The following is a 22,456-nucleotide window of genomic DNA, read 5'->3' as shown; positions in this document are numbered from 1 at the left end:
GCCGTATATTATAAAAATAGTACACAAATATAGTGTACTATTTTATTTTTTATAAAAATACATATTAAAAATCAAAAAGTGTCTTTTTCATATTTTCATATTTAATAATATAATAATCTCTCCTTAAAGAAATTTGTTCTAGAGCATAAGCTAATATATCGATTTCCGCGTATGTGTTGTAAAGTCCAAAACTAATTCTAACCATTCCTGGGTGATACAAATCAGGATTTTTTATGCGTTTAATTAGAAAATCATTAGAAATACCTAGTAGTTTAACTAGGTATGGTTGAGCACAAAAACATCCACTTCTTACCGAAATGCCGCATTCATAGGAGAGAATTTTTGCAACAAGTGCGTGATGCATTCCACATATATTAAATGGGATTATGCTAACTCTGTCAACACATCTAGAAGTGTCGCAATATATTTTAACATTTGGTATATCTTTTATTTTATTGATGGCATAGGTAGTTAATTTCTTTTCAACACGCTCCACGTTATCCATACCAATTTTACTTAATGTCCTAATAGCCGAGGCCAAAGCTATAGATCCTATAACATTTGGTGAGCCAGCTTCATGTCTCTGTGGAGAGTCATTCCATTTTATAAAATTATGAGTGACAATATCGACTGTTCCGCCTCCTACTAAATCAGGTTCACAATTATCTAAAATATTTTTAGGGCCTATTAATACTCCAGTCCCAAATGGTGCATACATTTTATGAGCAGAGAAAACCAGAAAATCTATATTATATTCTGAATTTTTACTATTCATTATAAAAGGAGCATGAGGAACTAGTTGTGCTCCATCAATTAATAATTTAGAATTAAATTTATGAACTAGTTTAGCTATATCATATATAGGGTTTTTATAGCCAGTTACATTTGAAGCCCCTGTAATTGCGACTAATATTACATAATTATTGTACCTATTCAATTTAGACTCTAAATCATCTAAGGACAACTTCCCATCTTTATCTACAGATATATATTCTACAATAAACTTATCTCTAAAGGGTAGGTCATTTGAGTGATGTTCCATATCTGTAGTTAATATAACATTTTTTTTATAAGGATCGTACAATAAATTGGATAATTTATTAAGGGCTTCTGTGCAGTTTTTAACATATATAACCGTATTTCTAGAATCGGAATTAACAAAGTTACTTACAATATTTCTAGAATCGTCATATACTTTGGTAGTTAATTGGGACTTATATCCTTCACCACGATGAATAGAGGAATACCATGGTGCAAAATCAATAATATCTTCCATAACAGATTTAAATGGTGGTGTAGTTGCTGCATTATCAAAATTAATTGCAGTAACCATTTTCCCGGATATAAGAGGGACCTTTTTATTTATGCCAAGTATCAAATCTCTGTAGCTTGGACTATTATCTTTAAATGACATGATACTCCTCCCCGTATACTTATTTACAGTATATAATATTAGGCTTACGAGGAAAAGGTGATACAAAATTGCGATTTAAATATTAACCATTTTATAAGCTTCGTCTAAATTAGCAGTTTCTTGATTGCCAGTGACCATATTTTTTACTTTAACAGTTTTATTTTGTATTTCTTCATCGCCTATTAAAATTGTATATGGTATTCCTAATTTATTTGCATAACCAAGTTTCTTTACTATTTTGGTGTCCTCAAGGTAAATTTCTGTAACGATCCCCTTGTCTCTTAAGGATTTTGCAAAAGAAATTGCATAATCAATAACATTATTATCAAATGGGATGACGAGTACTTTTGTTATACAACTGTTTGTATCGTTTTTAAAGAATCCAACTTCATTTAATTGATAAAATAAGCGAGTTAAGCCGATTGAAATTCCGACTCCTGGTAATTTTTGTTTTGTATAATACTCTGCTAAATTATCATAACGCCCACCGGAACATACAGAACCAATAGATGGGTATTCATTTAAAAATGTTTCATAAACTGTGCCTGTGTAATAATCAAGACCTCTTGATATTTTTAAATCAATTTTAAAATTCTTATCTGGAACTCCAAACAATTTCACGTATTTTGAAACGGTTGAAAGTTCACATAGACCATCTTTAAAGGTTGAATTAGAAATATCTAAATTCTTTAAAAATAGTAAGATATCTTCGTTGCTACCACGAGCATTAATAAACTCAAGAATATTATCTATAACTCCCTTACTTAAGCCACTAGTTAGTAATTCCTGAGTAGCTATTACTACTCCGATTTTATCTATTTTATCAATAATCCTTAAGACGTCAGATTTATCTTCAATACCTAAAGATTCAAAAAAACCATTTAGGATTTTTCTGTTATTTATTTTTATGGTAAAATCCTCGAAACCGAGATTGTTAAATATTGAGTAAATGATACTAGGGATTTCAGCATCATTTAAAATGCTTAGATTGTTGCTTCCAACAATATCAATATCGCATTGATAAAATTCTCGAAAGCGCCCCTTTTGATTTCTCTCTCCTCTATATACCTTTCCAATTTGATATCTTCTAAAAGGAAAAGTTAAGGAATTAGAATTTTGAGCCACGTATCTTGCGAGGGGAACGGTTAAATCAAATCTAAGAGATAGGTCATTACTACCCTTTGAGAATCTATAGATTTGTTTTTCAGTTTCTCCACCACCTTTTGCGAGTAAAATCTCTGATTTTTCGATTACTGGAGTATCTATTGGCATAAATCCAAAACTTTCATAAGTTTTCCTTATTGTATCTGCTAATTTGTTGAACTCAATTTGATCTGCTGGTAATAACTCCATAAATCCAGGTAAAATTGATGGTTTTACAATTTCATTTTTCATTATTAGTACCTCCTATAAAAATATAAAAAACCCGACATAAGTGTTGTACTTACATGGGTGATCATCCGCTAAAGTGCTTGCTAAATTATACTATATATAATTGAATACTTCAAGGATGAATATAAATTTAGTTTTTGTGTTATTTTAAACTTTAATAATTATGTAATATCGAGTATTATGGAAATATTATATGATTATTAATGGATAATTATATAATATGGGTTGTGGATAGATATTATAAAAGAAAATTTTAAAATTTATAGTTGACAAGAATACTAGGGTTTGATATTATGAATTTAGAAAGTGTAGTAAAACACTCTACTTTAATAATAACTCATAAGGAAAGATTCGCTATTGTAAGCAATTATTACATACTAAAATGGATTGAAAACTTTAAGAACGTAAGTTTCCTTATGGATTTGTTAATGCTTCATCACCTGCGACGATAAATAACACCTTAGGTGATGATGAATGACACCTAAGGTGTTAATAAATAGCTGTGCAGGTTATGATAAAAAGGAGTGATTAAATGAAATTATCTACAAAGGGAAGATATGGAGTTAAAGCCATGGTAGATTTAGCGATAAACTATGGAGAACAACCTGTATCTATAAAGAGTATATCTGAAAGACAAGGTATATCTGAATATTATTTAGAACAATTATTTTCATCACTTCGAAAAGCCAAACTTATTAAAAGTGTAAGAGGATCTCAGGGGGGATATTTACTCAATAGAGCTCCTGCGGAAATCACTGTTTATGATATTATTAATATACTTGAGGGACCAATAGAAATTTCAACTTGTCTTCATGATGAAGAATGTACTAATATTGATTGCTGTGCTACTCGGCCATTATGGAAAAAAATTAAAAATAGTATAGATAGTGTAACTACTTCTATAAATTTAAAAGATATTGTATCTGATTATAATGAAATGACATTAATTAAAGGAGTGAAGGATAATGAATAAATCAATTTACATGGATCATGCTGCAACAACATATGTTAAACCAGAAGTTGTGGAAGAAATGCTTCCGTATTTTACAACATATTTTGGAAATCCATCTTCGATTTACACTTTAGCAAGGGAAACTAAAAAGGCAATTGATATTGGTCGTGACAAGGTAGCTAAAGCGATAAATGCTGATTCAAGCGAAATATTTTTTACAAGTGGTGGTTCAGAAGCAGATAATTGGGCTATAAAGGGTATTGCTTCTGCTTACAAGAAAAAAGGAAATCATATAATTACTACAGTAATTGAACATCATGCAGTACTTCATACCTGTGAATATTTGGCTAAGAATGGATTTGATATTACGTATTTACCGGTAGATGAATATGGATTTATTAATATTAAAGATCTAGAAAATGCAATTACTGACAAAACAATTTTGGTATCAGTAATGTTTGCTAATAATGAGATTGGCACAATAGAACCAATAAAAGAAATAGGAGCATTATGTAGAAGTAAAAAAATACTCTTCCATACAGATGCAGTTCAAGCTGTAGGGCATATACCAGTTGATGTAAAAGAGATGAATATAGATTTATTATCACTTGCTGGTCATAAATTTTACGGACCAAAAGGCATAGGAGCTTTATATATACGAAAAGGTATTAAAATAGAAAATTTAATACATGGTGGTGGACAAGAAAGAAATAAAAGAGCTGGTACTGAAAATGTAGCTAGCGTAGTTGGAATTGGTAAAGCTCTAGAACTAGCAGTTGAGAACATGGAAGAGAATAATAAAAAATTAGTTATTTTAAGAGATAAACTTATGAATGGATTATTAAAAGTACCGTTCACAAGGCTTAATGGACCAATAGGAGAAAAAAGACTTCCAGGAAACTCTAATATTAGTTTTAGATTTGTTGAAGGTGAATCCATATTGTTAATGCTCGATGCAAAGGGTATCGCAGCATCAAGTGGAAGTGCATGTACATCTGGGTCATTAGATCCATCTCATGTGCTCCTTGCAATTGGCCTTATTCATGAGATAGCTCATGGATCACTTAGATTAACAATAGGTGATGCTACCACTGAGGAAGAAGTAGATTATGTATTAGAAACGGTTCCAAAAGTTATACAAAGATTAAGAGATATGTCACCATTATATGATGACTACTTAAAGAAGGGGGAAAAATAATATGGATTACAGTGCAAAAGTTATGGACCATTTTACTAATCCAAGAAATGTAGGAGAAATTGAAAATGCTAGTGGTATAGGTGAAGTTGGTAACGCTAAATGTGGAGATATTATGAAAGTTTATTTAAAAGTTGAAGATAATATAGTAGTAGATGCAAAATTTAAAACCTTTGGTTGTGGATCAGCTATAGCTTCTTCAAGTATGGCAACAGAACTTATTAAAGGTAAATCTATAGATGATGCATGGACATTAACAAATAAAGCTGTAGCTGAAGCTCTAGATGGACTTCCAGCAATAAAAATGCATTGCTCGGTACTAGCTGAAGAAGCAATTCATATGGCAATAAATGATTATAGAAAAAAAGCTGGTCTAGAGGAATTTGATTATGAAGAACACGATGACATACATGGTGAAATACCAGAAGAATAGGTGATTTTAAATGAAGAAAAAAGTAGTTATTGGAATGAGTGGTGGAGTAGATAGCTCTGTAGCGGCGTATCTTTTGCAAGAGCAAGGCTATGAGGTTATAGGAATTATGATGAAGCTCTCACCAGATAATCCGGATTATGAGGAAAATGAAGGTGGATGTTGTTCTATATCAGCTGCAAATGATGCAAGGCGTGTTGCTGATGTGTTAGATATACCATTTTATGTTATGAATTTTAAAGATGTTTTTAAAAAAAATGTTATTGATAATTTTATTGATGAATATATGGAAGGTAGAACTCCCAACCCTTGTATTGTATGTAATAGGACTATTAAATTTGATGAATTTTTAAGAAAAGCGAGAGCACTTGGTGCTGATTATATAGCTACAGGACATTATGCTAAAGTTGAAAAACAAGACGATAGATACGTGCTTAAGAATGCAGAAGATAATAAGAAAGATCAGACATATGCTTTATATGGTTTAACGCAAGATCAACTAAGTCGTACTCTAATGCCTTGTGGAGAATATACTAAACCAGAAATACGAAAGATTGCGGAGAAAATTGGTCTTGAAGTTTTTAAAAAAAGGGATAGCCAAGAAATCTGTTTTATACCTGATAATGACCATGGAAATTATATTAAAAAATATAGTGGTAGAGTTATAAAACCAGGAGACTTTGTTGATAAGCAAGGAGTAGTTATAGGAAAACACAAGGGAATAGTGTATTATACTATAGGACAAAGAAAAGGATTGGGCATTGCTCTAGGAAAACCTGTATTTGTTAATGATATTAATCCTATTACTAATCAAGTAATAGTAGGTGATGAAGAAGATATCTTTAAAACTGGTCTCATAGCTAAAGATTTGAATTTTATTCTTTTCGACAAATTAACCTCAAATTTGAAAGTTACAGCTAAAATTAGATACTCGGCAATTCCACAATCGGCTACTTTAATTCCTATGGAAAATAATAGAGTAAAGGTTGTTTTTGATGAGAAACAAAGAGCTATAACCAAAGGTCAATCGGTAGTCTTCTATTTAGAAAACTTAGTAGTTGGTGGAGGGATAATAGAGAAAATTTTATAAATTCAATATAAATATTGCTACTTTAGTGGATGATTATAGCGGAGGGATATCTAGTTAAAAACTAGATATCCCTCTGCATTTATAAGAAATAATAGTTAATATTATAAAGTAGCGGTTAGGATATTATCAACAATTTATTGAGAGGAAAGGAGTAATACTATGGAATATAGTGATAAGGTTATGGAGCATTTTTATAGTCCAAGAAATATGGGTGTATTAGGTGATGCTAATGGTATTGGAGAAGCAGGAGATCCTAATTGTGGAGACATAATGAAAATCTATATTGAGGTAAAGGATAATATAATAAATAACGTTAAATTCAAGGCGTTTGGCTGTGGTTCAGCTATAGCATCATCCAGTATTGCGACAGAACTTATAAAAGGCAAAAGTTTAGAAGAGGCTTGGAAATTAACCAATAAGTCAGTTATTGAGGCTTTAGAGGGTTTGCCAGTTGTGAAAGAGCATTGCTCTGTACTCGCAGAGCAAACTATACATAATGCGATAAATAATTACAGAGAGTCACAAAATCTGAAGCTTTGGTAGTATAATTCTAAATAAAAGTGGAACTTCATTGAGGACTAATCAATGTAGTTCCACTTTTATTTAATTATTTGAGAAGGATTTTATTTTATCATTAATTTCATTGATTTTATTGGTATTTATGGTATTTAACGTATCATTATTGATTTTATACTTTTCTTTGAGTTTTAGTATACGGTACACACTCTCATTAAGTCTTTTTTCTGATATTGTTTTGTTCTGGACTGCAGTTTTTAGTGAATTAATTACTTTTAGCTCATTAGCATATTCATGGCATACTAAAATAATATCACTACCAGAATTAAAAGACTTAATTGCAGCATCACCAATGTCGTTATATTTTATTATGGCCGCCATGGTCATATCATCAGTAATAACCACTCCGTTAAATTTAAGCTTTTTTCTTAGTATATCCGTTATAACAACTTTTGACATGCTAGCAGGATTTACATTGTCTATTTTACTTAGCAAAATATGAGCCACCATAATAGCATCAGCATTATTTTTTATAGCGTTTTTAAAAGGTAATAGTTCAAAATTATTAAGTTCATTTATATCTTTATTTACTAATGGAAGACCTACATGGGAATCAACTGATGTGTCACCATGTCCAGGAAAGTGTTTTACAACCGGAATTACATTGTTATCACTCATGCCTTTCATGGTTTTGATTCCTAGTTTGCTCACAATATTTGAATTATTACCAAATGATCTATCTCCTATTATAGGATTATTTGGGTTACTATTTATATCTAGTACGGGAGCAAAATCCATATTAAATCCATAAATTTTAAGTTCATCTCCAATTATTTTTCCAATGTTGTAGCTTAAGTCAGAATCATTCAAATTACCTATTATTTGGTTTGATGGAAGCTTTTTTAGTTCATATGGCATCCTTGATACCCTTCCACCTTCCTCATCAACAGAGACAAATAGAGGTGCTTTATTTAAAGAATTATTGGTTTTAATTGAATTAATTAAGCTAACTAGTTGATTAGAATTCTCTACATTTTTACTAAATAAAATAACTCCAGAAACTTTATGTTGTTTAATTAAATTAGTTATATTATTGTTTATTGAATAACCATCCAGTCCAACGATTACCAACTGACCGATTTTTTCATCTAAATTCATAGAATCAACTTTTTTTTGGACTAAGTCAATAGGCTTTGTCTTCATAATAGTGACTTCATCCTTAGTTTTAACATTAGATAAAGAGCTATGATCAGAATTATTACAACCTGATAATAATAAACTACTAATTAATAAGATTCTTATAATTGATTTTTTCATTATTAAATTAAACCTCTTTTCTAAAAATAAACAAAATATTTAAAATTACTAAGTAACTATACTATTTAAAAGATATATAAGCAACAATAATAATTGCAATTTATAGGAAAAATTAAATGTGAATTTTAATTTTATAAGTCCAAATATCACTTTAATCATTTATCTTTATTTTATGTAATATTTTTTATACTAATTGGAAAAGATAAGTTTACCAAAAACAATTAAATTTTTTTAATATAGGAGATAATATGTTTAAAAGTAAAGATTTTATATTTATGAATGTTGTGAGTGTAGATGGTAAAAAAATTGGATTTATTAAGGACTTATTAATAGATTTTAATAAAGGTAAAGTAATTGGATTTCTAATATCTCCATACAACTTTTTTCAAAAAAATTTGAGTGTATTAAAAGAAGATATAATATACTTTAACAAAGATATGGTAGTTAAAAAAGTAGAAAAAAGTACGCATTTATGCTTACATAGTTTTATTAGTATGGATGTAATAGATATATGCAAAAATGTATTGGGCATGGTGGAGGATATTACCTTTACAGGCAACGATTTTATAATAAAAGGGGTTATAGTATCTTCAGGATTTATTACGAATTTGCTTCGTGGGAAAAGAATAATATTAATAAATGAATTAATACTTGGTGAAGAAAATATTCTTTATATTCCAAATCACGATCAATATTGTTTTAAAAGTATGCCTCATAATTTTTTTGTACAGGGGAAATCAAATGAAAAAAATTAATAAAAAGAGGTTAGTTATTTGCGTTTTAAGCATTGTTATATTAATTGCTATAATCGCTATAGCTATTAGAATACCAATTATTAAACAATTATTAAATTTAATATTTATATCGTTTATTATAGCGTATGGTCTAAAACCATTATATACGCTTCTGATTAGAAGAGGGGCAAACAAAAAGGCAGCATCTGCTTTAATAGTAGTTGGGCTATTAGTTTTAATATTACTAGTATTTATAGTGGTGATACCATCAATATTTAGAGAGAGTTTATCTATAAAAAGAGTAATAAACGATTTGGGGAATTATTTAATTAATGCGAAAACGAAAATAAAGGTATTAAGTACAAATAAAATTATGGATAGTATTATAAACACTATATATTATAAATCTAATGCACAAATTCTTTTAATACTCAATAAGTTACTTGATTTTATCATGGGACTGGGGGAGAATATATTAACTTATATGGTTTCGCCTTTAATAATATATTACTTTTTATGTGATAGTGAAAACATGATAAACAAGACACTTATAATTTTCCCACCAGAGAGCAGAAATGTAATAAAAAAAATTATAGATGATATTGATAAGGTTCTAGGTAGATATATAATGAGTCAGCTTATTTTATGTGGAATTATAACTGTTGCTACCTTTTTAATCTTAATGTTTATGAAAGTCGATTTTCCATTAATATTAGCTTTAATAAATGGTATTTTTAATATAATTCCTTATTTTGGTCCTATATTTGGACTAATCCCTATAATTTTGATTGCACTACTGGAATCTCCCAAAATAGCATTATACACAACTATATGGATATTTGCGCTTCAACAAATTGAAGGAAGTTTATTATCACCAAAAATAATTGGAGAAAGCATAAGTATGCATCCATTAACGGTAATATTATTATTAATGATAGGTGGAGCAGTTGGAGGAATATTAGGTATGATACTTGCAGTACCACTAGGAGTAGTAATTAAAGTTATATATGAGGACTTAAATTATTATTTATTTTAGATCTTGAAATTAATTCTTAAATATTGACAAGAAATAGATTATTACTTATAATTTATATATAATAAGACATTTAGTTAAAATACGTTTTAATGAATAAGTAAAGTTAATATTAGGTAATGATGAGAGTTAGTAAATATATGGAGTCATTTAGAGAGGAAGTGGGTGGTGAAAACTTCTTGACAGGTATATTGAAGCTATCTTTGAACCTGTTTTTATTGAGAGATATCGCTATATAGTTAATTTTATTAATTATACAGCGATATAATTAGGGTGGTAACGCGGAAAACTTTCGTCCCTTGTTTTAGGGAAGTGAAGGTTTTTTTGTATTATAAAAATTTATGAATTTTAAATAAACGGAGGAGATAATATGGAGAATTTAGGCTTGAATGAAATTAGGGAATCCTTTCTAACATTTTTTGAAGGTAAAGAACATCTTAGACTGGAGAGTTTCCCTCTAGTACCTAAGAATGATAATAGTTTATTACTTGTAAATGCAGGTATGCAACCACTTAAATCATATTTCACAGGAATTCAAACGCCACCTAGTGTTAGAATAACTGACTGTCAAAAGTGTATTAGAACGGGAGATATCGAGAATGTGGGTAAGACATCAAGGCATGGTACTTTCTTTGAAATGCTAGGGAATTTTTCTTTTGGTGATTATTTTAAGCAGGAGATTATTCCATGGGCTTGGGAATATGTGACTGAGGTTTTAAATATACCAAAAGAAATGTTATATGTTACTGTATATTTAGAGGATGATGAGGCTTTTAATGTATGGAATAAAAATACAAATATTGATCCATTACATATTTTTAAATTAGGAAAAGAAGAGAACTTCTGGGAGATAGGTCAGGGACCTTGTGGTCCAAGTTCAGAAATACATTTTGATAGAAATGTAAAATTAGGTAGAATAAAGACTAGTGAAGAGTTTATAGAAGCAGGAAATGAAGATAGAATAATAGAATTTTGGAATTTAGTATTTACTCAATTTGATAAGGATGAAAAAGGTAATTATAATAAATTAAAGAATCCTAATATAGATACAGGTATGGGACTTGAGAGAATATCTGCTATAATGCAAGGCACTGATAGTATATTTGAAGTGGATACTATAAAAAACATTTTAAATGAAGTATCGAGGGTTACAGGTGCTAAATGCGGAGAAAGCCCTGCAAGCGACGTATCATTAAAAATTATAACTGACCATGTTAGGAGTACAACTTTCATGATAAGTGATGGAATACTTCCGTCTAATGAGGGAAGAGGTTATGTTTTAAGACGTCTAATAAGACGTGCAGCAAGGCATGGTAGACTACTTGGAATTAAAAATACTTTTTTATATGAACTCTGTGATATGGTTATAAAAAATTCCTGCGTAGCATATCCCGAACTTAGCGAGAAATCCTCTTATATTAAGAAAGTTGTAAAAATTGAAGAGGAAAGATTTCTTGAAACTATAGATTCAGGCATGGATATATTAAAAGGATATATAGAGGAACTTGGAGTTAATAATGATAAAATATTAGGTGGAGATAAGGCTTTTAAATTATATGATACTTATGGATTTCCATATGAACTTACAGAAGAAATACTCGAAGATGTAGGCATAAAGATTGATTTGAAAGAATTTAATACTGAAATGCAAAATCAGAGGCAGATGGCAAGAGATGCCAGGGGACATTCAGATTACATGGGTAACGCAGACAATGTTTTGAATTTAATTCCTAAAGATATAGAAATAAAATTTGAAGGGTATGATAAAACTGAATTGTTTTCTAAAGTTAAAGTTTTAATTAGTGAAGGCGAGATTGTTACAGAACTTTCAAAAGGTTCAAAGGGAATAATTGTAACAGAAGTTACACCTTTTTATGCTGAAATGGGAGGTCAGATCGGAGACAAGGGAATAATCTTTAATGATAATTTTAAGGCAGAGGTTTATGATTGTAAAAAGAATATTTCTGGAAAAATTGTACATCTTGTCAAAATGATTGATGGAAAATTGCTAGCAGGTGAATTAGTAACTCTTAAGGTTAACGAGGATAGAAGAAATGAAATTTGTAGAAATCACTCAGCAACACATTTGCTTCAAGAGGCTTTGAAAAAGGTACTAGGCGATCATGTCCATCAATCAGGATCATATGTAAATGAAGATAGATTAAGGTTTGATTTCACCCATTTTTCAGCATTAACGGAAATGGAAGTTATTAAAGTCCAAAAGATAGTAAATGACAATATTTTAAAGGCATATACAGTTAATACGAGTGTCATGACTATAGAAAAGGCTAAAGAAAGTGGAGCCATAGCTTTGTTTGATGAAAAGTACAAAAATGATGTTAGAGTTGTTTCTATAGGCGAATTCAGTAAGGAATTATGTGGAGGTACTCATGTTAAAAACACAGGAGAAATAGGTCTTTTTAAAATTTTATCTGAATCAGGGGTAGCTGCTGGAGTTAGAAGAATTGAAGCTATAACAGGTATTAATTCTATTGAATTTTTAGAGGATAAAAATAATCAATTAAAAGATATTGCGAGTACATTAAAATGCTCCGAAAAGGACATAATTAATAAATTACAAATTCAATTAGTTGAATTAAAAGATAAAGAAAAGGAAATAATATTATTAAAAGGAAAACTAGCTAGTTCTTCAGTTGATGAAATGTTAAACAATGTTAAAGAAGTTAAAGGTGTTAAGGTAATCTGTGGTACTGTACGTAATATGGATTCAGATGCATTAAGGGATTTAGCTGACAAACTCCGCGATAAACTAGGTGACGGTTTAGTAGTACTTGGAAGTAGTGTAGGTGACAAAGTACAGTTTATTGCAATGGCATCTAAGTCCGCGATAGATAAAGGAATTCATTGTGGGAAAATAATTAAAGAAGTAGCTATGATTGCTGGCGGCGGCGGCGGCGGTAGACCGAATATGGCAGAGGCTGGCGGAAAACTTCCAGATAAATTAGATGAAGCAATAGAGAATGTATGCTCTATTATTGAAAGATTAGTAAAATAGTATACTTTTTGTAATAGTTGTTTTATAATATAATTAGTTAGAAATAATTTAATTAATGTTAGTATATAATTGTACAACTTTTTATAAAAAAATTATAAAATATTACGAAGTGATTTCCAAGTGTACTAAAATATGGTGAATTGCAGTATTTAGTGTATTATAAGGAAGGGGTGTATAGAATGGATAGTAATCAAAATACAGTCCAATTTGATTTTGTAAAAGATAAAAAGGATTTAACAAAAACTATTCTAACTGACGTATATAATTCGCTTATAAAAAAGGGATATAACCCAGTAAATCAAATGGTAGGATATTTAATTTCTGGTGATCCTACATATATAACGAACTATAATGGAGCAAGGGCGTTAGTAAGAAAGCTAGAAAGAGATGAAATATTAGAAGAAGTTTTAAAATCTTATCTAGACATAAAAAAATAAAATGCCCATATGGGCATTTTATTTTTTAAAATAATACTGTAATATAATAAGGCTAACGGTAAAGGAGGTTTACATGAGAATACTAGGATTAGATATTGGAGATAGAACAATAGGGATAGCTGTGTGCGATCCACTTGGGTTAACTGCACAAGGAATTACAACAATTAAAAGAAAAAGCATAGTATTAGACATAGAAGAAATTGACAAGATATGTAAAAAATATAATGTAGAAAGTTTTGTATCAGGACTTCCTAAAAATATGAATGGTACTATTGGACCTCAAGGAGAAAAGGTTCAACGGTTCTGTGAAAAGCTCCGAGAGACATTGAACTTAGAAGTGAAAATGTGGGATGAAAGATTAACTACAGTCGCTGCTAATAGAGTAATGCTTGAAGGTGATTTATCAAGGTCGAAAAGAAAAAAAATTGTTGATAAAATTGCAGCTACATTCATTTTGCAAGGATACTTAGACAGTTTAGGTACACGTTTATAAAATGAACTATAACAAAACAGGAGATTAAATCATATCCTGCGGAGCTGCAATATTATTTATTACATAATGTAAAAGGAGATAAAAAAATGGATAACAATGTAGAAACTGTACTATTATATGATGAAGAAGGTAAGGAAATAGAATTTGATGTGCTGACAAAACTGGACATTAAAGATAAGGAATATGTTATAGTTGCACCAACTGGAGAGGAAGACATTGATGCAATTGCACTAAGAATTGAAAAGGATGAAGATGGCAATGATATTTTAGTTACAATAGAAGACGATGAAGAGTTTGAAATGATTTCAGAAGCGTATGATGCGATTTCTTCTGATGAGATTTAATCCTATTATAGAAGAAAACCTCAATTAAATTGAAAAATTTTAAACAAATTATCCTGTTTTCTTAATACTAAATGATTATCAATTGACATTATTTAAAAAAAGTATTAAAATGAACCTATAGTAAAGAAATTTATACTTATAGGTCAAATGATGGTTATAAGAAAAGGGGTATATATATGTCAAAGGTATCTCCAGAGAGCGTTGAGAGTTTAAAAGAAACCTTAAAACAAGAGGGATATAAACTAACTCCACAGAGAAGAGCTATTTTAAATGGAATAATTAAAAGTGAAGGTAGCCATCTTACTGCGGAAGAACTGTATGACTTGGTTAAAATTGACTGCCCGGAAATAGGTCTTGCTACAATTTATAGAACCGTTCAACTTTTAGAAGATATGGGCGTAATTAGAAAATTTGATTTAGATGATGGATGTAGTAGATATGAGCTTAATCATCAAGATGAACGCCATCAGCATCATCACCTTATATGTAATCGGTGTGGTAAAGTGTTAGAAGTACAAGGGGATTTACTTGAAGAATTAGAATCAATTGTTGAAAAAGAATATAATTTCAAGATTGAAGACCATAGTTTGAAATTTTATGGTGTTTGTGAAAAATGTGCAGGCAAATAATTTTTGAATTGATAGATTATAAAGTAAATGTTTGGATTTATGTAGGATTATATAATAAAAAAACTAATTATATGATATAATTTAAGTGAATTTATCATTTTTTAATATTGAGTAACAGACATAGTTGACTTTTTTGCAAGATAATATTAGAATAAGTATAGTAAATGCGAAAATTGGATACTTCAAGGCGTATCCAATTTTCGTTTGTGTAAAATGTGTAAACACATGAAAAAAATTGGAGGATTAATATGAATTTATTTACAAGAAATGACGTTAGAAATATAGCAATTATTGCCCACGTAGATCACGGCAAGACAACATTAGTGGATTGTTTACTTAAACAAAGCAATGTTTTTAGAGCGAATGAAAAAGTACAAGAGAGAGTAATGGATTCAAATGACTTAGAAAAAGAAAGAGGAATAACAATTCTTTCTAAAAATACTGCAGTAATGCATAATGGAATTAAAATAAATATAGTTGATACTCCAGGACATGCTGATTTTGGTGGAGAAGTTGAACGTGTGCTTAAGATGGTTGATAGTGTACTTCTTGTAGTTGATGCATATGAAGGTCCAATGCCACAAACTAAATTTGTTTTAAAGAAAGCATTAGAATTAGACCTTAGACCTATTGTTGTTATAAATAAAATTGATAGAAAAGATGCTCGTCCAACTGAAGTTCTTGATGAAGTCTTTGACCTATTTGTTGAACTTGGAGCAGATGATGAACAATTAGATTTTGCAGTTGTATATGCTTCTGCTAGAGAAGGATTTGCAAAACTTGAAGTTGATGATGTAAGTGATAACATGGAACCATTATTTGATTCTATAGTAAAGAATGTAAAGGCACCAGAAGGATATTTAGATATGCCACTTCAAATGCTTATTTCTACTATTGATTATAATGAGTATGTTGGAAAAATTGGAATAGGAAAAGTCCAAAGAGGATCAATTAAAAGAAATGAACAAGTTGCACTTATAGCTAAAGATGGATCAATAAGCAACGTTAAAGTTTCAGCTCTTTTCGTTTATGATGGACTTAAGAGAGTAGAAACTGAAGAGGCAATTCTTGGTGATATCGTAGCAGTTTCTGGTATTCCAAACATTAACATTGGTGAAACAATAGCTAATGTGCTTGAGCCAGAAGCGCTTCCATTTGTTGAAATTGATGAGCCTACACTAACTATGAATTTCATGGTTAATAATTCTCCTTTTGCAGGTCAAGAAGGGACTTTTGTAACATCAAGACACATAAGAGATAGACTTATGAAAGAACTTGAAACAAATGTTAGTTTAAGAGTAGTAGAAGCTGAAGAAGCAGATGGTTTTGAAGTAAGCGGAAGAGGAGAACTTCATCTTTCAGTTCTAATTGAAACTATGAGACGTGAAGGATATGAATTCCAAGTGTCAAAAGCTAATGTTATATATAAAGAGGAAGATGGGCATAAAACAGAGCCAATCGAATTCCTTACAATTGACGTTCCAGAAGAATTTATGGGCGTTGTTATGGAGAAAATGGGACCTAGAAAAGCAGAGATGGTTAATATGACTTCTGCTATAAATGGATACACTAGATTGGAATTTAAAGTACCATCAAGAGGACTGATTGGATTTAGAAGTGAACTTATGACTGATACTAAGGGTAATGGTATAATGAATCACGTTCTAGATGGTTATGATAGATTTAAGGGCGAGATTCCAGATAGAAGTAGAGGTTCACTAATTGTATTTGAAGGTGGAGAAACTATAACTTACGGATTATTTAATGCTCAGGATCGTGGTACTCTTTTCTTAGAACCAGGAGTACCTGTATATGCTGGAATGATTGCTGGAGAATGTGCAAGAAGTGGAGACATGGAAATAAATGTTTGTAGAAAGAAACAATTAACAAACACTAGATCTTCAGGAGCAGATGAATCACCAAAACTTGTTCCAGTAAAACCTATGTCACTAGAGCAGTGCTTAGAATTTATAGCAATAGATGAGCTAGTTGAAATTACTCCTCTAAATATTAGGATGAGAAAAAGAATATTAGACTCAGGTGAAAGAAAAAGAGCCGGTGGCAAAAAGAAATAAATAAAACAAAAAGTAAATAATTTTATTAATAAAAAAGAAAACCGCATAATTAATTTATATGGTTTTCTTTTTTAATATAAAAGTTTTTTATATACATATTAATATTAATATAAAGATGAAGCACAAGGAATTTAGATAACTTGTGTTATTAATTTTGGAGGAAAGTAAATGAGTGGGGTAGCATATGATTATATGGAGCAATATTTAAGAGAACTTATACCAAGTAATAGTGGTATTTTAGATGATCTAGAAAAGTTTTCTATTAAAAACAGAGTTCCTATAGTTCAAAAGGAAACTGCAAAATTTTTAGAGTTAATGGTAAAAATGAATAAACCTAAAAAAATATTAGAACTTGGAACTGCTATAGGATATTCTGCTATTTTAATGAATATCGCATCATCAGGTTTAAGTGAAATTACAACTATTGAAAGAGATCAAAGAATGATAGAAATTGCAACTGCTAATATAGCTAAATGTGGACTGCAAAATAAAATTACTATTATAAAGGGAGATTGTTTAGAGCTTTTAGAAAGTCTCCAGGATGAATATGATATGATTTTTATGGATGCAGGTAAAGGACACTATAATCATTTTCTTCCTAATTGCTTAAGGCTTTTAAAAAAAGATGGAGTTCTTATTGCAGATAATGTACTATTTAGAGGAATGGTTGCATCAAAGGAACTTGCAACACATAGAAAAATCACTATAATAAAACGTATGAAAAGCTACTTAGAACTAGTATCTAGTAATGATGACCTTATAACTTCTGTAATACCAATGGGAGATGGAATATCAGTTACTGTAAGAAAGAATATAGGCAGCATATAGGGGGGAATAAAACTTATGAAACCAGAAATACTTGCACCAGCAGGTAATTTAGAAAAATTGAAAGCAGCTATAAATTTTGGCGCAGACGCGGTTTATTTAGGCGGAAGTAAATTAAATTTAAGGGCTTTTGCAGATAATTTTAGTAATGAAGATTTAAAAGAAGGAATAGAATTTGCACACTTAAGGGGTAAAAAGGTCTATGTTACTTTGAATGTGTTTCCTCATAATGATGATTTAGATGGCCTAGAAGATTATTTAAAGGAAGTATATGAGATAGGTGCGGATGCTATCATTGTATCTGACCCAGGGATTATTATGACAGCGAGGGAAGTAGTACCAAATTTAGAAATACATTTAAGCACTCAAGCTAATAATGTAAATTATAAGTCTGCTATTTTTTGGCATAAACAAGGAGTTAAAAGAATTGTTCTTGCAAGAGAATTGTCGTTAAAAGAAATTAAAGAAATTAGATCAAAATTACCTGATACTTGTGAACTTGAAGCATTTGTTCATGGCTCTATGTGTATGTCCTATTCAGGAAGATGTCTTATGTCAAATTACATGACTGGTCGCGATGCAAATCGTGGACAATGTGCTCAGCCATGCAGATATAAATATTTTTTAATGGAAGAAAAAAGAGATGGAGAATATTTTCCTGTAATTGAAGATGATAAAGGTTCTTATATAATGAATTCAAAGGACTTATGTATGATAGAACACATACCAGAACTTATGGAATCAGGTGTAATGTCCTTTAAAATAGAAGGAAGAATGAAAAGTTCATATTACGTCGCTTCTGTTTGTAAGTCCTATAGGGAAGCTTTGGATGCGTATGTAGCAGATGGAGCAAATTATAAATTTCAGCAAAAATGGTTGGATAATCTATTAAAACCTAGTCACAGACAATTCTATACTGGATTTTATTTTGGGGATCCGAGCAACCAAATATATGAATCTTCGTCATATATTAGAGATTATGATATAGTTGGAGTAGTAAGAAAATATGATGAAAAAAGCAATATTGCAACAATTGAGCAAAAAAATAAAACATATCTTTGCGATACTGTTGAAGTATTAAGGCCTGTAGGCGACAACATTTTAATTACGTTAGATGATATGAAAAATTCTAAGGGAGAAAGTATACCATCTGCCCCAAGTGCTCAAATGATATTTACTGTAAATGTTAAAGAAAAACTTTGCGAAAATGATATTCTTATTAAGGCTAAGGAAAAAAAGTGATGAATCATCCTATATTAATCGGAATAACTGGTGGGACAGGTTCTGGAAAGAGCACTATTGCTAGAGAAATATATAAACATTTTGATGAGTCATGTATTGCTATGATTGAGCAAGATTCTTATTATAAAGATCAAAGTAAACTCTCTCTTGAAGATAGAATTAAAACAAACTATGATCATCCTGATGCATTTGATGCAGAGCTTTTAGTGGAACATTTTAATCTTCTTTTAAAAGGTAAAGCTATTCAAAAACCTATATATGATTTTAAAATATTTAACAGAACAAAAGAAACAATTTGTGTAAAACCTAAGGATATAATTATATTTGAAGGAATACTTATATTGGATAATAAAATTCTTCGTGATATGTTAGATATTAAAATATATGTTGATACTGATGCAGATGTAAGGTTTATAAGAAGACTTACAAGGGATATTAAAGAAAGAGGAAGAACGATGGAGTCTGTTATAAAGCAATATCTAAATGTAGTTAAACCGATGCATGAGCAATTTATAGAACCTACTAAAAGATATGCAGATATTATAATACCAGAAGGTGGACATAACAAGGTAGCTATTGATATAATTACTGCAAATATAAGCCAGATACTACAAAGTCGATAAAAATAATGCATGAGCAGTATAAAACATCTCATTCTAGGCTAGAATTAGTCTAGGGGAGGTGTTTTTATGTCTAGTAGAAACAACATTTTTGGTTACTCGAATCAAAATAATGAAATTAGAAAAAGAACTTGGTTAGTGATGGTTTTATTTATGCTATTATTTTGTTTATTAATTTATCGAGTTTCAAGTTACATGTATTTTAACTCAAAGCCATTAAAAACAATGGCTGATGCTCAGTATACTATTGATGAAAAATACGGTGCTCTATATAAGGTATTTGATTGTAATGGAGAGGACCTTTTAACTTATAAAGAAAAGTATTATGCGATTATAGATCCAGTGGATTATACTAGATTTAATGAATACACCAGTAAATATGACTTAGAAACATTAACAATTACACTTAGAAATTACAATAAAACATATGATTTAGAAAAAATTAAAGGAACCGGTAATGGAGAAAAGTTAAGATATGAGATTGATAAAGTTACATATGAAAAGCTCAAAGATATTAAAAAGGTAAAAGGGTTTTATACTTATTGTTCTACTGATGTTGTAAAGGATGGGTATTGGAAAACAGAAAATATATTGACAAGTACAACTTACAATAAAGTAAGTGTTAACCCGGTATCTAAAAAAGAAGTTAGTAATACTGTATCTAAGAGCGCTGATTCTTTGGAAATGCAAATATGTAATAAAACTAAGAATAATGAATACACAAAAACTAGATTTGCTAAGGGAATTAATGGTGAAATGGGAGCAGCTACAACCATTAAGCCTAAAAACAACATAAATGTAAGACTTACAATAGATAAACAAATTCAAGATAAAGTTGAGGATATTCTTCACAATGAAAAATATAATAAAATTGGTGTTGTACTAATGGAGAGTAATAGTGGAAAGATAAGGGCTATGGCACAAAAAGATGATAATGCCTATAATGTAAATCTAGGATATCCGAGTACTAATGGTGCTTTGCCAGGATCAATTTTTAAGGTTATTGTTGATGAAGCTGGTATCGATATGAATAAAATAGATAACAGCGAGCAGTTTGCAATAAATCCTAAATTATTCACCCAAGAGAACTTTAAAGGAAATACATTTACTGTAGCAGAGGCTTTAGTCAAATCTTCAAATAACATATTCGCTCAGATAGGTTGGAAGGTTGGCGTTCAAAATATATATAATTATGCCCGAAAACAAGGCATGTTAAGTAAAGTATTAAATTTTCAGCAAGAGGATATTGGTAACTTTCAGGAGGATATATTAAATCCTACATATGCCCAAACCAGCCAAACAGCCATTGGTCAAAATGTTACAATAACCCCATTAGAAGCACTTAGCATTCCCAATACTATTATAAATAATGGAGTATATGTTAAGCCAAGTATAATAGATGCATATGTAAATGACAAGAAAGAGGTTTTAGAGAAAATTAAACCTAAAACAACTACTGTATTAAAAAAAGAAACGGCAGAAACGGTTAAATTTCATATGATTGATGTTGTGAATAGGGGAACTGGTGATGCGGCTTACATTAAAGGTATGGATATAGGTGGGAAAACAGGTACTACTACATATGAGAAAGGAAATAAATCTGATGGCTGGTTTGTAGGCTTTTTCACTTTAAACGAAAAAAATTATTCTATGGTTGTATATGTGAATGATATTAAGATGAATAGATTAGGTATTGCAGATGAAGAAGGTGGAGGTACAGCTGCTCCAATATTTAAAAAAGTAATTTATGCGCTTAAAAATATGCAGTAATAAATTTATATAAAACTTAAATAAATTTCTAAGTACAGGCACTTTTAATAAAACAATTCATATTATATTAATAAGCTCTATTAGGAGGAACAGCTGTGTTTTTCATGAATTGTTTATTAGATATGATTGGAAATGTTACATTTTTGACAGCTTATATAACTGGTAGTAGTTCATTCCCTCAACCATTAAGTGAAGAAGAAGAGAAATTTTATTTAATAAAGCTTGGGGAAGGCGATTTACTAGCTAAAGGAATACTTGTTGAACGAAATTTAAGACTAGTTGCACACATAGTAAAAAAATATTCATATCCTGGAAAAGATGTAGATGACCTCATATCTATTGGAACTGTAGGACTTATTAAAGCCATTGATTCTTTTGATATAAATAAGGGAACAAGGCTTGCTACCTATGCTGCAAGGTGCATAGAAAACGAAATACTTATGCTTATTCGAAATAATAAGAAAACAAAGGGTGAAGTGTATCTGCAAGACCCTATTGGCACAGATAAAGAGGGAAATGAGATATCCCTTATGGATGTACTTAGTAGTGATGAAGATTCTATAGTTGATATAGTAGAAAGTAAGATACAAATTAAAAAATTGTATAATAAGATAAACGTAGCTTTAATGGATAGAGAGAAGACAATAATTCAAATGCGTTATGGATTACTTGATGGTAACCCTAGAACTCAGAGAGAAATTGCATTGATACTCGGAATTTCCAGATCATATGTATCAAGAATTGAGAAAAGAGCATTGAAGAAACTTAATAAAGAATTAAATAGTACAAAGAAAATTGGTAAATAGTTCTAGAGAACTAGAACAACTATGGTATAATTATAGAATGTACAATTGTAAGTAAAACAAAAATCTTGAATAATCTAAGCTGAAAATTAACTATGCAAGATTAATATTATGAACTTCACGAAAAAA

The 22,456-nt window shown here is 30.1% G+C and carries 22 protein-coding genes and 1 other annotated feature; of the genes, 19 read left to right on the top strand and 3 right to left on the bottom strand.

Going from position 1 to position 22,456, the window contains the following annotated elements; translation table 11 throughout:
* Positions 1–64: 64 nt before the first annotated feature.
* Both A7L45_RS11825 and hisS read right to left on the bottom strand, forming a co-directional pair.
* Complete coding sequence (locus tag A7L45_RS11825) at positions 65–1,414, bottom strand: aminotransferase class V-fold PLP-dependent enzyme (RefSeq protein WP_071612969.1); 1,350 nt, start codon at positions 1,412–1,414, stop codon at positions 65–67.
* 75 nt (positions 1,415–1,489) lie between these two features.
* The gene (gene hisS, locus A7L45_RS11820; protein ID WP_071612968.1) at positions 1,490–2,809 is read right to left on the bottom strand and encodes a histidine--tRNA ligase; all 1,320 of its coding nucleotides are present in this window, start codon (positions 2,807–2,809) and stop codon (positions 1,490–1,492) included.
* Positions 2,810–3,099: 290 nt separating this feature from the next.
* Between hisS and A7L45_RS23225 the strand changes: the two genes are divergently transcribed.
* The 6 genes from A7L45_RS23225 to nifU (A7L45_RS11795) all read left to right on the top strand — a co-directional run bounded on the left by A7L45_RS23225 (position 3,100) and on the right by nifU (A7L45_RS11795) (position 7,016).
* On the top strand, positions 3,100–3,258 hold the full coding sequence (locus A7L45_RS23225; RefSeq protein ID WP_153882465.1) for a hypothetical protein: 159 nt from the start codon (positions 3,100–3,102) through the stop codon (positions 3,256–3,258).
* 80 nt (positions 3,259–3,338) lie between these two features.
* Positions 3,339–3,779 carry an RrF2 family transcriptional regulator gene (locus A7L45_RS11815; RefSeq protein ID WP_071612967.1) on the top strand — a complete coding sequence of 147 codons (441 nt, stop codon included), beginning with the start codon at positions 3,339–3,341 and terminating at the stop codon, positions 3,777–3,779.
* Positions 3,772–4,956, top strand: coding sequence for a cysteine desulfurase NifS (gene nifS, locus A7L45_RS11810; RefSeq protein WP_071612966.1), 1,185 nt, complete (start codon positions 3,772–3,774; stop codon positions 4,954–4,956). Before A7L45_RS11815 ends, nifS begins: the two co-directional genes overlap by 8 nt.
* Before the next feature lies 1 nt (position 4,957).
* The gene (gene nifU, locus A7L45_RS11805) at positions 4,958–5,386 is read left to right on the top strand and encodes a Fe-S cluster assembly scaffold protein NifU (protein ID WP_071612965.1); all 429 of its coding nucleotides are present in this window, start codon (positions 4,958–4,960) and stop codon (positions 5,384–5,386) included.
* A 10-nt stretch (positions 5,387–5,396) separates the two neighbouring features.
* Positions 5,397–6,473, top strand: coding sequence for a tRNA 2-thiouridine(34) synthase MnmA (gene mnmA / locus A7L45_RS11800; protein WP_071612964.1), 1,077 nt, complete (start codon positions 5,397–5,399; stop codon positions 6,471–6,473).
* A 159-nt stretch (positions 6,474–6,632) separates the two neighbouring features.
* Complete coding sequence (gene nifU, locus A7L45_RS11795) at positions 6,633–7,016, top strand: Fe-S cluster assembly scaffold protein NifU (RefSeq protein ID WP_071612963.1); 384 nt, start codon at positions 6,633–6,635, stop codon at positions 7,014–7,016.
* A 60-nt stretch (positions 7,017–7,076) separates the two neighbouring features.
* Here the strand turns inward: nifU (A7L45_RS11795) and nagZ are convergent, their stop codons facing one another.
* The gene (gene nagZ, locus A7L45_RS11790) at positions 7,077–8,306 is read right to left on the bottom strand and encodes a beta-N-acetylhexosaminidase (RefSeq protein ID WP_071612962.1); all 1,230 of its coding nucleotides are present in this window, start codon (positions 8,304–8,306) and stop codon (positions 7,077–7,079) included.
* 248 nt (positions 8,307–8,554) lie between these two features.
* Between nagZ and A7L45_RS11785 the strand changes: the two genes are divergently transcribed.
* The 13 genes from A7L45_RS11785 (at position 8,555) to sigK (ending at position 22,330) form a co-directional block, all read left to right on the top strand.
* Entirely contained in the window at positions 8,555–9,061 is a 507-nt protein-coding gene (locus A7L45_RS11785; RefSeq protein WP_071612961.1) for a PRC-barrel domain-containing protein, read from the top strand.
* Positions 9,048–10,076, top strand: coding sequence for an AI-2E family transporter (locus tag A7L45_RS11780; RefSeq protein ID WP_071612960.1), 1,029 nt, complete (start codon positions 9,048–9,050; stop codon positions 10,074–10,076). Before A7L45_RS11785 ends, A7L45_RS11780 begins: the two co-directional genes overlap by 14 nt.
* 107 nt (positions 10,077–10,183) lie before the next feature.
* Positions 10,184–10,376 (top strand) — a binding site (T-box leader).
* Positions 10,377–10,443: 67 nt separating this feature from the next.
* A complete protein-coding gene (alaS, locus tag A7L45_RS11775; RefSeq protein WP_071612959.1) occupies positions 10,444–13,089 on the top strand; it encodes an alanine--tRNA ligase in 2,646 nt (881 codons plus the stop codon).
* A gap of 179 nt (positions 13,090–13,268) precedes the next feature.
* Positions 13,269–13,526, top strand: a complete 258-nt coding sequence (locus A7L45_RS11770) for an IreB family regulatory phosphoprotein (RefSeq protein ID WP_071612958.1) — start codon at positions 13,269–13,271, stop codon at positions 13,524–13,526.
* A 73-nt stretch (positions 13,527–13,599) separates the two neighbouring features.
* Positions 13,600–14,019, top strand: a complete 420-nt coding sequence (gene ruvX / locus A7L45_RS11765) for a Holliday junction resolvase RuvX (RefSeq protein WP_071612957.1) — start codon at positions 13,600–13,602, stop codon at positions 14,017–14,019.
* 86 nt (positions 14,020–14,105) lie between these two features.
* Entirely contained in the window at positions 14,106–14,363 is a 258-nt protein-coding gene (locus tag A7L45_RS11760) for a DUF1292 domain-containing protein (protein ID WP_071612956.1), read from the top strand.
* Positions 14,364–14,539: 176 nt separating this feature from the next.
* Positions 14,540–14,992, top strand: a complete 453-nt coding sequence (locus A7L45_RS11755) for a Fur family transcriptional regulator (protein WP_071612955.1) — start codon at positions 14,540–14,542, stop codon at positions 14,990–14,992.
* Between the two features lie 248 nt (positions 14,993–15,240).
* A complete protein-coding gene (typA, locus tag A7L45_RS11750; protein ID WP_071612954.1) occupies positions 15,241–17,067 on the top strand; it encodes a translational GTPase TypA in 1,827 nt (608 codons plus the stop codon).
* A 168-nt stretch (positions 17,068–17,235) separates the two neighbouring features.
* Positions 17,236–17,895, top strand: a complete 660-nt coding sequence (locus A7L45_RS11745) for an O-methyltransferase (RefSeq protein WP_071612953.1) — start codon at positions 17,236–17,238, stop codon at positions 17,893–17,895.
* A 15-nt stretch (positions 17,896–17,910) separates the two neighbouring features.
* Positions 17,911–19,134: a peptidase U32 family protein gene (locus A7L45_RS11740; RefSeq protein WP_071612952.1), complete on the top strand. Its 1,224-nt coding sequence runs from the start codon at positions 17,911–17,913 to the stop codon at positions 19,132–19,134.
* Positions 19,134–19,757 (top strand): uridine kinase, encoded by a 624-nt coding sequence (udk, locus tag A7L45_RS11735; RefSeq protein ID WP_071612951.1) that lies wholly within the window; start codon positions 19,134–19,136, stop codon positions 19,755–19,757. The genes A7L45_RS11740 and udk overlap by 1 nt, the downstream gene beginning before the upstream one ends.
* A gap of 66 nt (positions 19,758–19,823) precedes the next feature.
* Positions 19,824–21,524, top strand: coding sequence for a penicillin-binding transpeptidase domain-containing protein (locus A7L45_RS11730; protein WP_071612950.1), 1,701 nt, complete (start codon positions 19,824–19,826; stop codon positions 21,522–21,524).
* A gap of 104 nt (positions 21,525–21,628) precedes the next feature.
* Positions 21,629–22,330, top strand: a complete 702-nt coding sequence (sigK, locus tag A7L45_RS11725) for an RNA polymerase sporulation sigma factor SigK (RefSeq protein WP_152752402.1) — start codon at positions 21,629–21,631, stop codon at positions 22,328–22,330.
* The last annotated feature ends 126 nt before the right edge of the window (positions 22,331–22,456 follow it).

The organism is Clostridium estertheticum subsp. estertheticum, assembly GCF_001877035.1.
GTDB lineage: Bacteria > Bacillota > Clostridia > Clostridiales > Clostridiaceae > Clostridium_AD > Clostridium_AD estertheticum.
The sequence above is the reverse complement of the archived record's forward strand: the minus strand, read 5'-3'. Positions and strand labels throughout refer to the sequence as shown.